This window comes from Microcoleus sp. F4-D5 (assembly GCF_036704885.1).
Lineage (GTDB): Bacteria > Cyanobacteriota > Cyanobacteriia > Cyanobacteriales > Microcoleaceae > Microcoleus.
The window spans coordinates 31,704-43,227 of the sequence record NZ_JAUBSX010000067.1 but is presented as its reverse complement, the minus strand read 5'-3'; the positions used below and the strand labels follow the sequence as shown (position 1 = coordinate 43,227).

The following is an 11,524-nucleotide window of genomic DNA, read 5'->3' as shown; positions in this document are numbered from 1 at the left end:
GCGAGGTTGGTCAAATTTACGTGATCTGTGCCAGGGCTGGCTTCTTGCTACAAATCACACTTAACGGGAAAAGTAAGGTGGCAAGCGGCATATATCTTAAGGAAAATAGGCAAAGATCACCCAGTGGCGATCTCCGCTTTAGTCGAGTTAATCCGCAATTCAGATGATGAAGGTACCCGGAGGCTAGCGGCAGATAGCTTAGGGCAAATAGACAAAGATAACCCAGTGGCGATATCCGCTTTAGTCGAGTTAATCCGCAATTCAGGTAATGAAGATACCCGGCGGCACGCGGCATTTAGCTTAGGGAAAATAGGCAAAGATAACCCAGTGGTTATCTCCGCTTTAGTCGAGTTAATCCGCAATTCAGGTAATGAAGATACCCGGCGGCGGTTAGCGGCATATAGCTTAGGGGAAATAGACAAAGATATAGCGTTTTCACCAATTATGAGGTACAATGGCAACAATGAGCAAACCAATTACGAATATCGTCTTGAGTGACTTTTAGCATAGCATCTGTAATGGCTTCTACTAAATCTTGATAAGTTCTCGGTTTGAGTTTTCTTAAAATAGATTTCACTTGCGACCAAAAATTTTCAATCGGCGAAAACTCAGGAGAATAAGGAGATAAATAAGTTAATCTTGCGCCGACATTTTCAATAGCTTCTCTTACCATTTCTCCTAAATGAATTTTGGCATTATCCATAATAACACAAGCTCCTCTCCAAAGTTTGGGGACTAATTGTGTCACGATAAATGCTTCAAATGTAACTCCATCTACTGCTCCATAAATATTACTTGAAGCTATTACTTTCTCTAAAGATAACGCAGTTACTATGGAAATATTTCTGCCTCTTTTTTGAGGTCTTTCCCCTCTAGCTCTTTTTCCTTTTATAGCTCTAGCATATAGTCTTACCATTGCCAGATTTACTCCCGACTCATCCCTTGAAAATCAAGTCTTCAGCCTGAATATCTCTAATTTCTCCCCAAAACTCTCCCCTCTTTTTTTGGATTCTTTCACTATTCTTTTCTGGTGCATACATCGTTTTTTTTTCCAGCTATAATCGAGTTGTGTCGTAATTTTCCAGAGCGTAGTTGTACAGACCTTGATATTTGTTCTTTCCCTCAGCATTTCACCAATTTCTTCTAAGGTAGCATCATTATTTTTTCCATAATTTTTATTAAAATTAGTAAGTTCTCATCTCCCAGCTTTCTCTTGTGATTTCCTCCTCGTTTTTGAGGCAGAATATCTCCTGTTTCTTGATATTGTTTGAGCAATTTTTGAACAAAGCTTTTCGCTACATTGAAGCGTTCAGCTATTTTCCTAATTGAAATTTTTTCTTTTTCCCTTATATCTATAATTTTTTGTCTCAAGTCAACTGAATAGGACTTCATGTGTTATTCTTAGGTTTGAGAGTTTACTTTTATTATTGTACCTCATAATTGGTGAAAACGCTATAACCCAGTGGCGATCGCCACTTTAGTCGAGTTAATCTGCAATTCAGATGATGAAGATACCTCAAGGTACGCGGCAGATAGCTTAGGGAAAATAGGCAAAGATAATCCAGTTGCCATCCAAGCTTTAGTCGAGTTAATCCGTACTTCTCAGGATGAAGATACCCGGCGGCAAGCGGCATATAGCTTAGGGAAAATAAGCAAAGATAACCCAGTTGCCATCCAAGCTTTAGTCGAGTTAATCCGTACTTCTCAGGATGAAAAAAACCGGAGGCAAGCGGCAGATAGCTTAGGTAAAATCATGAAAGGTCAACACTTCGCCACCGCAGTCTCTGGTTTGAAAGATTGCCTAACTTCCGAAATTCACGAAAACGACTTTACTCTTTATCACAAGTGCTGCCTAGTCCTCTCGGACTGCGCCCAAAATATGACTTACCCAGACTTTCATCAAGCATGGCACACCCAACCCACCAATTACCCAACACCCGACAACCACCCACAAAATACAGATATCCCCACACTCCTCAAACAACTCCAACCCACAGATAAAACCTTCCCCGTTTCCCTCAACATTCGCGCCTTAGAAGGCGAAACCGATACCAGCGCGATCGCCCAAGAGCTCTGTACCCAACTATATCAAGCAATCTTCCCCGCAGATGCAGACATTCCCGCAATTCGCAACGCCCCCGAATTCAAGCGATTAATCCCCCAACTCAAAAATCGGCTGCAAAAACAGCACATCGCCTTAATTTTGCACTCCTGTCCTTGCGAAGATGCGCTTTCGGCTTTCACCCGCAAACTCGCCGACAATCAAATGGGAATTCATATCGCCTGGATTACCGATACACCGCTGGAATTGCCGTTAACAAGTTTTGCGGTGGATGGAGATGATTTGTTTGATGCGGTGCAAAATTGGATCGGGCGGATATAAATAACCTCATGAATAGAGCCCCTCTCCCTCGATCGAGAAACGGTTTGATTCGGGTACTATGTAACTGTCAACTGCTATATAACTGTGCTATAATTGGAAATAGGCGAGCTTTGCAGGAAATTAAAATATGGTATTACCAACAATTAGTGAAGATACAATTTCCCTCGCGCCAGGAGACGAACTTATTCTGCGATTTAGAACTTGGGAAGATTATGAAGCATTGCTAGCCCGTCGAGAAGATAAAGCTGGATTGAGAATTCGCTACAGCAGCAAAACCCAAGAAATTAGAATTATGTCTCCACTGCCCAGACACGGTAAAAATTCAGATATACTGGCAGATTTTGTCAAAGCTTTACTGCGACATGAATGCAGAGATTGGGACGCATTTACCCCAATTACCCTCAAGCGCATTAACCAACAAGGAATCGAACCAGATTATTGTTTTTACATCGACAATCGCGCAGATATTTTAGGAAAAGAGCGAATAGATTTAGAAACAGATCCGCCCCCAGATTTAGCGATTGAAATCGATCTGACTTGCACGACTAAACCAGAAGATTATGAAGCGATCGCACCTTTAGAACTATGGGTTTACCGTCAAAGTCAATTGTCGATTTATCAGTTCGATTCGCAGCAGTATCGAGACTCTCAAATTAGTCGCTGGTTTCCCGGTTACGATCTCAAAACCTTAATTCCTCAATATTGCGATCGGGGCTGGCAGGTGGGTTCTAGTGTGGCGCTGCGAGAGTTTGAAGAATTGTTGCGATCGCGATGAATATAGGAGAGTAAAAACGGGCGATCGTACTGAAAATAAATATAACAGTGGCTCTCTCCAGACTGCATCTGTTCCCTGCAATACCTTCGCTGGTGACAGACAAAAATGTACGATCGACAGATGCAAACCTACTATTGAACCTACAATACTATTTTTAGAGATGCCATCACCGAGCCTCCGAAAGACTCCCCCAAACCATGCCCAAGCCAAAAAAGACCCCCGCCAAAACCTACACTGAAATCAACCTCAGCGACCCTCAATATTACTTCAACCGAGAACAAAGCTGGCTGGAATTCAACAACCGCGTGCTCCACGAAGCCCTCGACCCCCGCACGCCCCTCTTAGAAAGACTCAAATTTCTCGCTATTTTTAGCTCCAACCTAGACGAATATTTTATGGTGCGGGTGGCCGCCCTCAAACAGCAAGTACAAGCAAAAGTCAGCAAATTGACCTCCGACGGCCGCACGCCCCAACAACAGCTAGATGCCCTGAACAAGCGGCTTTTGCCGATGGTTACTCAGCAGCACTCGTATTTTGAGCAAACCCTGCGGCCGAAACTAGCAGCAAGCGAAATCTACATTCTCGACTACATTGACCTCAATCAAGAACAGCGCAATTACTTGCACCGCTACTTCAAAGAACAAGTATTTCCCGTACTCACTCCCCTAGCAGTTGACCCCAGCCACCCATTCCCCTACCTGTCCAATCTCAGCCTCAATTTAGCAGTAGTAGTCAGGGACCCCGACACGCGCGAAGAATTATTTGCCCGCGTCAAAGTACCGCAGGTTTTGCCGAGGTTTTTGCCGCTGCCGGGGGATTTGCAGTGGCAGCAGAGGGGCAAATCTCCGGTTTGGACTGGCGTGCCCCTAGAACAGGTGATTGCCCACAATTTAGAAGCTTTGTTTCCGGGGATGGACATTCAGGAATATCACCCGTTCCGCATTACTCGCAATTCCGATTTGACGGTGGAGGAAGATGAGGCGGAGGATTTGCTGCTGGCAATAGAACAAGAACTCCGCAAGCGCCGGTTTGGAGGTTCTGCGGTGCGGATGGAAATTCAAGCGATTATGCCGCCTGCGCTGCGAGATATGCTGATGGAGGAGCTGGATCTCGGCGAGCAAGATGTTTACGTCGTAGAGGGGCTGCTAGGCCTCAAGGATTTGATGTCTTTTGTGGGGCTGCCGGTGCCGGAACTCAAAGACCCGCCTTGGACTCCAGTTGTGCCGCCGCGCTTGCGGAACTCGGAATCGCCAATGATTTTAGGCAAATTGATGTTGGATGCTGACGAGGGCGAGGATATTTTCACCGCCATCCGCCAGGGGGATTTGATGCTGCACCATCCTTATCACTCGTTTGCGGCGACGGTACAGCGGTTTATTACTGAGGCGGCGCACGATCGCTCCGTGTTAGCGATTAAGATGACTTTATACCGCACTTCGGGAGATTCGCCGATCGTCAGCGCCTTAATTCAAGCTGCGGAAAACGGCAAGCAGGTAGCCGTTTTAGTAGAGCTCAAAGCTAGGTTTGACGAAGAAAATAATATTAATTGGGCTCGCAAGTTAGAACAAGCTGGAGTCCACGTAGTTTACGGTTTGGTAGGACTCAAAACCCACACCAAAATAGTGATGGTAGTGCGTCGCGAGGACGATTACATCCGCCGCTACGTCCACATCGGGACTGGCAATTACAATCCCAAAACAGCCGGACTGTATACCGATGTGGGTTTGTTGAGTTGTCGCGAGGATTTGGGATCGGATTTGACGGATTTGTTTAATTATTTGACTGGTTATTCGCGGCAGGTATCTTATCGAAAATTATTGGTGGCACCGGTCAATATGCGCGATCGATTTTTAGCTTTAATCCGCCGCGAGGCAGAATTCTGCCGCTTGCAGGCCGAAGGCGGCACCGGTACCTGCGGCCGCATTGTCGCTAAAATGAACGCTTTAGTTGACCCTCAAATCATTGTTGCTTTGTACGAAGCTTCGCAAGCAGGAGTTAAAATTGATTTGATTATTCGGGGGATTTGCTGTTTGCGTCCCGGCGTTGAAGGTGTTAGCGAAAATATCAGAGTTATCAGTATTATCGGCCGCTTTTTAGAGCATTCTCGGATGTTTTATTTTTTCAACGGTGGCGATGAAGAGGTGTATATTGGTTCTGCTGACTGGATGCAGCGCAATCTCACAAGACGGGTTGAGGCCATAGTTCAGGTGGAAGACCCGACAATTGCCAAGGAATTGCAAGAAATTTTGGGGGTAATGCTGGCTGACAACCGCCAAGCTTGGGATTTGCACTCTGGGGGACACTACTCTCAGCGGCGGCCGCCTGCTAATTGCCCGGAAGTGAGCTCTCAGCAAATTTTGATGGATATGGTGATGAATTAGTTATTAGTCAGCAGTCAGTGGTCAGTTGTCAAATTTGCAATTAGCAGTGGTCGGTTCTTGTTAGCTATCAAGCTGTACTGCATTTAATTTTGGCTTTTAGGGCGGGCAAGATTCCCACCCCACAAAGTTTTTAGTAAACATAACTATGAAAATTGAATGCGCGACAGCTTAGCCGACAACTGTCAACTGTCAACTGCCAACTGACTGCTGACTGCTTAACTGTTAAAAGTACGCTTGAATTCTTCTAAGAGATCGTCAATTTCTTCGATCGCCTGACTCACATCTATTCTCAGGGCTCCCAAGTCCGATCGATCTAACAGCCGCACGAGGGATTCCCGCTTGCTCTCGATCTGTGCTACGCGCTCTTTGATTGTCTGTGCATCCATGGTTTTTTGCCTTTGCTACTATTAACAAAAATATTTGACATTCCCCCTGCGAACAGACGGGGATTCTTAATTCACCGACCTACTTTTTTGGGCAAATCCTTCACTGTTTTTATTTGGGAAGTGATGAACGCGCTCAGAGTTTTTGGGTCTGTGTTATAGTTTGATTGTACATCAAAACTTCAGCCAAACTTCAGGCAAATTTTACCGCAGGAAAGGCGGACGTTTTGTATCTGCTGGTTTATTTTTCATCATTCCAGCTAAAAATCGCTTCAGGGCCTTCTCCCGGTTTTTCATAAAAGCCGACCAAAATCCCGGTTGATATTCATCCATTGTCTTGGCTAGGGCCCAGACATCTATGGCTAAGATATTATAAAGCCTTTCATCTTCCCGTTTGAGCGAGTTAATCTGTTCTAGAACAGACTTGTTTGCTCCAGCAGTTTGTTTGTCTTCGTCTTTAATCATGTCCCAAAAGTGGTTGAAAGGGCAAGAGGGTCGATCGCGATCGCCGCTCTGTATACTTTGATGATACTGCCGATCTCGATTGCCTTCTGGAACCAACGCCGCGCAATTAACACGGATATTTACCGATGGCGCGCCCGGGCGAGTCCGGCCGGATAAGTTTCTGAAGCTAGAGACAATACTGTGGATGCACACCGCTCCCGCGCTCATAGATACTAGCAGTTTTTGCAGGTCTTTTGGCAAAAAAACTAAATTTATTCAAGACTTTTTGACAATCAAGCATCCAGGATACAAGCCCCCGGATTCATCCGTCCAGAAATAAAAAACCTGTATCCGATAAAGGAGCCCCCGAATTTATCCGTGGGGTCGCCTCTAAAATCTAAAATCTAAAATCTAAAATCTAAAATCGATTGACAGATAATAATTAAAGTATATTATTTCTGTCCGACTACTTACCTCACTAATATGTTACGCAAAATTTCTTTAGCAAACCTAGCCTTAGTTGTTGGCGGTATTATAGCAGCAGTCGGTTTCGGAGCATACTTCACAGACAGACCTACCCTGAACCTAGCCGGTTTTTTTTATGGAATTCCGCTGTTGCTGGGAGGTTTGGCCTTGAAAGCTGCCGAACTCGAACCGGTAGAGTTCACCGAACCGACTTCTCCTGAAGTTCTTCTCCTGCGAGAAAGTCAGGCCACAAATACTCAAAACCAAGTCCGCAAAGATATCACCCGATTTCGCTACGGCCAACCAGCGCACTTAGATGATGCTTTGGAGCGTCTGGGCCTGGCCCCAACAGACGAGGAACGGCCCCTCCTGCAAGGGTTGCGGGAAGTTGATGTTGATGGTGCTTATGGGTTAATTCTAGAGTTTTATTCGCCGCTAATGCCGATCGAAGTTTGGGAAGAAAAACAACAAAAAATAGCTACTTTTTTTGGTCCGGGTTTGCGCGCACAAGTGAGTCAAAAGTCAGATGACAAAATTGAATTGGCTCTAATAAAAAATACTCAAGCTTAAAGCAGTCCTAAGTTTTGAGTTCGTGAATTTTGAATTCACCAATTAAAAATTAATCCTGCATCAGCTCAGATACTGATTTTAGCGGCAGCTTGAAACCTGTCGCTATCAACAAAAACTCAATCCGCAAGCGGGCGAACTCGCAACTTGGATTTTCCTAATTACAATAGTGGTCGATCGCCGATCGGCAATGTTAAATCAGGAGAAACACAAATGGTTTCGTCCCAAAGCAGGATAGGTATTATCGGCGCAGGAACATCAGGAGCTTATCTGGCGATTCTGCTGATTCAACAAGGGTTTAAAGTTGACTTGTTTGAAAAAGCACCCCATCCGCGCACCGATGGCTGCGGTATCCTGATCGTACAAGCAGGTATGCAGGCACTTCATCAAGGCAACCCTCAAATCACCCAAAAAATTATCAACTCAGGCGATCGAGTTAAACTATTCGAGTTTCGCAACCTCCGCGGCAGTGTCATCAATTCGGAACCCGTCACCTATGAAGAAAATGAACTCCCAGGAATGCTGGTACACCGCAAAGCTATTCTAGAGGCACTCCTCGACGAGTTACCCCCTGAGTGTATTCATTTTAATGCGGAATTAGCATCGATCTCCCAAACCGAGCACAGTGCGATCGCCCACTTCAAAGATGGCCGTAAATGGGAAGGCGATCTTTTAATCGGTGCCGATGGCATAGTATCTAAAGTCCGTCAATTTATAGTTCCAGGTGTTGAACTATTCTATTTAGGCGATATCGTCTGGCGAGGAATTGTCGAAGATCGCAGCTTCTGTCCAGAAGGAAACTTTTTTGTTTATGTACGCGGTCGGGGAATTTATGCCAACTTCTTTCACATTGGTGGAGGTCGCACTCATTGGGGTTTCTTTATTGAAAAAGAGCGCACAGACTCTGAAATTGGGAAACTACAACCTAATAATATTACCATTCCTCCCCAAGAACTAGCAAAACTCCCAGATGACGCGCGAAATGTGATTGAATCAACCCCTGTAGAAAATATTGTCTGTCGTTTTTCCTATGACATTGACCCCCTACCAAAAATCTATGATGGCCGTGTGATCTTAATTGGAGATGCTGCCCACGCCAAAAGCTCCACACGCGCTAGAGGTATGACTTCCGGTTGGGAAGACGGTCTTTGTTTAGCACAACATCTCAGAGATAGTGCTAACATTGCCGAAGCACTGGAAAATTTTCAATCCGAAAGATTACCTATTGTCCACGAATATCAACGCACTAGCCGTGAAATGAGTCTGAAAATAGGTCGCCGTTAGCCCAATGAAAAATCATCAATATACCCAGATACCCGACTTTTTGAAGAAATTCGGTATTTCAGAAAAAAGCATTTTACTCGATCGCGTTTTCTAAAATAAAAAAACTGGAGGCTGATTTAATGAGTAACGATCCTGTAATTCATCAAGATACCGTCACCCCTGTGAACTCTCCCGATTTGGAGAAAGTTCCTGAGATTTTTACCCGCCATCTTGGCACTTGGCAAGGTGAGTATATTAAGACCGATACTCGCGGGCATTTTTCTCGCAGCTTTTTCGGTAATTTTACCATCTCGATTGAGGGAAGTCTCTACCGACAAGTTAACAATTATGAATATTCAGATGGTTCTCGCCTGCAGCTCAATTTTCAAGGGGAGTTTGAAAATCGGATTCTGAAAATGTCTTCTAGCAGTTATTCTGATTTTTCCGCTATTGCCTGGGATGCGGGTCAGGAAACCATTTGCTTTCGGGCAACTAAAACCCAAGATAATGCACTGATTACCTTCGTTGAAACAATGACATTACTCAGCGAAAACCAGCGAGTTCGTAGCACTCAAGCCTTTAAAAATGGCATTTTCGATGGTATCTCCTTTATTGAGGAAATACGTTTGTAGTCGAAAGCAACAACTGCATCTTATTTTTTCTTTTCCTTTGCGTTCTTAGCGCCTTCGCGGTTCATTTAATGTTTCTCAGTAAGCGAGCGGATTTAAAAAAACAGGCTAATCAATTAATATTAACAAACAAGCGAGAACGAGTAATAAAACGCTCTCCCTCCGGCCCTTCCAGGGAAAAATCGCTGCCTCCGGGCCCCGATGCCACGTCTATAATTAACTGCGTGTGCTGCCAATATTTGTATTGCTGCGCTGCGATATAAAAGGGGCAACCCCCAATTTCGCCCAGCAATACGTCACCATCACCGATTATCAATTCGCCATCGGGAAAGCACATGGGGGAACTACCGTCGCAGCAGCCGCCGGATTGGTGAAACATCAATTGTCCGTGCTGAGTTGTGAGATAGTTGATTAATTTTAAAGCGGCTTCTGTTGCGGTGACTTTTGCTATAGTTTCCATTTTAGAAGAAGAAAGATGGAAGATGGAAGATGGAAGCTCGACATCTGCGTGAATCGGCGTCAATCCATTGTTATCTGCGGTTAACAAATGATTTTTTTTGACCGCAGATGAGGGCAGATAAACACAGATTAACGCAGATGAATTATATCAATTCCAGTTGTACTGGATTTGATATGATTTAGAAAAAACCTAAAGCTTTGGGGCTGTAGCTGACCAACAAATTCTTAGTTTGCTGGTAGTGATCTAACATCATTTTGTGATTTTCGCGACCGATACCAGACGATTTGTAGCCGCCGAATGCTGCGTGGGCTGGATAGAGGTGATAGCAGTTTGTCCACACGCGGCCTGCTTGAACGGCGCGGCCGATGCGGTAGGCGGTGTTGATGTCGCGAGTCCAAACTCCTGCACCTAAACCGTAGAGAGTGTCGTTGGCAATTTCTAATGCTTCGGCTTCGTCTTTGAAGGTGGTGACTGCTAATACTGGCCCGAAGATTTCTTCTTGGAAAATTCGCATTTTGTTGTTTCCTTTGAAGACTGTCGGCTGGAAATAATAGCCGTCTTGCAAGTCGCCGGATAAGATGTTTCTTTCGCCGCCAATCAGACATTCTGCGCCTTCGGCGCGACCGATTTTGACGTATTCGGCGATTTTTTCCATCTGGTTGATGGAGACTTGCGCGCCGAGGGCTGTTGTCGGATCTAAGGGGTTGTCTTGTTTGATTTGGCGGATGCGATCGATCGCCCTTTCCATGAACCGATCGTAGATTGACTCCTGAATTAAGGCGCGGGAGGGACAGGTGCACACTTCGCCTTGATTGAAGGCAAACATGACTAATCCTTCGACTGCTTTGTCGAGGAATTCGTCGTCTTGGGCGCAGATATCTTCAAAGAAAATGTTGGGGGATTTGCCGCCTAATTCTAGGGTGACGGGGATGACGTTTTGGGAGGCGTACTGCATGATTAGCCTGCCGGTGGTGGTTTCGCCGGTGAAGGCGACTTTGGCAATCCGGGGGCTGGTGGCGAGGGTTTTGCCGATTTCGGCGCCGGGCCCGTTTATGACGTTGATTGCGCCGTCTGGTACTAAGTCGGCGATGATTTCCATCAGTACCAAGATTGAGGCAGGGGTGGGGCCTGCTGGTTTGAGGACGACGCAGTTGCCGGCGGCGAGGGCTGGGGCGAGTTTCCAGGCGGCCATTAATATCGGGAAGTTCCAGGGGATGATTTGTCCGATGACGCCTAGGGGTTCGTGGAAGTGGTAGGCGACGGTGGTTTCGTCGAGTTCGCCGATCGAACCTTCTTGAGTTCGGATGCAGCTTGCGAAGTAGCGGAAATGGTCGATCGCCAGCGGTATGTCTGCGAGGCGGGTTTCGCGAATTGGTTTGCCGTTGTCCCAGGTTTCGGCGATGGCGAGGCGATCGAGGTTTTCTTCGATTCGATCGGCTATTTTGTGCAAAACCCGCGCCCTGTCTGCTGGGGAAGTCTTACCCCACTTGTCTTTCGCTGCGTGGGCGGCATCTAGTGCCAATTCTACATCCTCCGCGCTCGATCGGGGGATTTGACAAATTGATTTTCCTGTAATTGGAGACAGGTTTTCCGAGTATTTTCCTTTCACCGGTGGCACCCACTTGCCGCCGATAAAGTTGTCGTAGCGAGTTTGAAAAATCGACTGACTGCCGGATTGAACAGGTGCTGCTACTACCATTTTATTACCTGATTAAAATTTATTTTTGCGGGCGCTTGAAATCTGTTGAATGTCAACTATCGTCTATTTTCTATC

11 protein-coding genes and 1 pseudogene are annotated in these 11,524 nt (G+C 45.7%); 7 read left to right on the top strand and 5 right to left on the bottom strand.

From position 1 onward, the window contains the following. The first annotated feature begins 27 nt into the window (after window positions 1-27). Entirely contained in the window at window positions 28-498 is a 471-nt protein-coding gene (locus QUA80_RS25220) for a HEAT repeat domain-containing protein (RefSeq protein ID WP_333427742.1), read from the top strand. On the opposite strand, the pseudogene QUA80_RS25215 reads toward QUA80_RS25220, so the two are convergent. Continuing rightward, window positions 443-1,392: pseudogene (locus QUA80_RS25215) on the bottom strand (IS630 family transposase). The gene QUA80_RS25220 and the pseudogene QUA80_RS25215 sit on opposite strands and share 56 nt — an antisense overlap. Window positions 1,393-1,462: 70 nt before the next feature. On the opposite strand from QUA80_RS25215, the gene QUA80_RS25210 reads away from it, so the two are divergent. The 3 genes from QUA80_RS25210 to ppk1 all read left to right on the top strand — a co-directional run bounded on the left by QUA80_RS25210 (window position 1,463) and on the right by ppk1 (window position 5,539). Beyond that, a complete protein-coding gene (locus tag QUA80_RS25210; RefSeq protein ID WP_333427741.1) occupies window positions 1,463-2,383 on the top strand; it encodes a HEAT repeat domain-containing protein in 921 nt (306 codons plus the stop codon). 127 nt (window positions 2,384-2,510) lie between these two features. Continuing rightward, the gene (locus tag QUA80_RS25205; RefSeq protein WP_333427740.1) at window positions 2,511-3,158 is read left to right on the top strand and encodes a Uma2 family endonuclease; all 648 of its coding nucleotides are present in this window, start codon (window positions 2,511-2,513) and stop codon (window positions 3,156-3,158) included. A 197-nt stretch (window positions 3,159-3,355) separates the two neighbouring features. Next, a complete protein-coding gene (gene ppk1 / locus QUA80_RS25200) occupies window positions 3,356-5,539 on the top strand; it encodes a polyphosphate kinase 1 (RefSeq protein WP_333427739.1) in 2,184 nt (727 codons plus the stop codon). A gap of 215 nt (window positions 5,540-5,754) precedes the next feature. On the opposite strand, the gene QUA80_RS25195 is transcribed toward ppk1, so the two are convergent. Together QUA80_RS25195 and QUA80_RS25190 are read right to left on the bottom strand one after the other, a co-directional pair. Next, complete coding sequence (locus tag QUA80_RS25195) at window positions 5,755-5,925, bottom strand: hypothetical protein (RefSeq protein ID WP_333046052.1); 171 nt, start codon at window positions 5,923-5,925, stop codon at window positions 5,755-5,757. A 201-nt stretch (window positions 5,926-6,126) separates the two neighbouring features. After that, entirely contained in the window at window positions 6,127-6,594 is a 468-nt protein-coding gene (locus QUA80_RS25190) for a hypothetical protein (protein ID WP_333343572.1), read from the bottom strand. A 255-nt stretch (window positions 6,595-6,849) separates the two neighbouring features. Here QUA80_RS25190 and QUA80_RS25185 point away from each other — a divergent pair, with 255 nt between their 5' ends. From QUA80_RS25185 to QUA80_RS25175, 3 genes are all read left to right on the top strand, one after another. Beyond that, window positions 6,850-7,401: a DUF2854 domain-containing protein gene (locus tag QUA80_RS25185; RefSeq protein ID WP_333427738.1), complete on the top strand. Its 552-nt coding sequence runs from the start codon at window positions 6,850-6,852 to the stop codon at window positions 7,399-7,401. Between the two features lie 210 nt (window positions 7,402-7,611). Continuing rightward, window positions 7,612-8,682, top strand: coding sequence for an FAD-dependent monooxygenase (locus tag QUA80_RS25180; RefSeq protein ID WP_333427737.1), 1,071 nt, complete (start codon window positions 7,612-7,614; stop codon window positions 8,680-8,682). A 119-nt stretch (window positions 8,683-8,801) separates the two neighbouring features. Continuing rightward, window positions 8,802-9,293 carry a hypothetical protein gene (locus QUA80_RS25175; RefSeq protein ID WP_333427736.1) on the top strand — a complete coding sequence of 164 codons (492 nt, stop codon included), beginning with the start codon at window positions 8,802-8,804 and terminating at the stop codon, window positions 9,291-9,293. 109 nt (window positions 9,294-9,402) lie between these two features. On the opposite strand, the gene QUA80_RS25170 is transcribed toward QUA80_RS25175, so the two are convergent. Both QUA80_RS25170 and exaC read right to left on the bottom strand, forming a co-directional pair. Further along, a complete protein-coding gene (locus QUA80_RS25170; RefSeq protein WP_333427735.1) occupies window positions 9,403-9,837 on the bottom strand; it encodes a DUF779 domain-containing protein in 435 nt (144 codons plus the stop codon). A gap of 91 nt (window positions 9,838-9,928) precedes the next feature. Beyond that, the gene (gene exaC / locus QUA80_RS25165; protein WP_333427734.1) at window positions 9,929-11,449 is read right to left on the bottom strand and encodes an acetaldehyde dehydrogenase ExaC; all 1,521 of its coding nucleotides are present in this window, start codon (window positions 11,447-11,449) and stop codon (window positions 9,929-9,931) included. Window positions 11,450-11,524 lie beyond the last annotated feature (75 nt).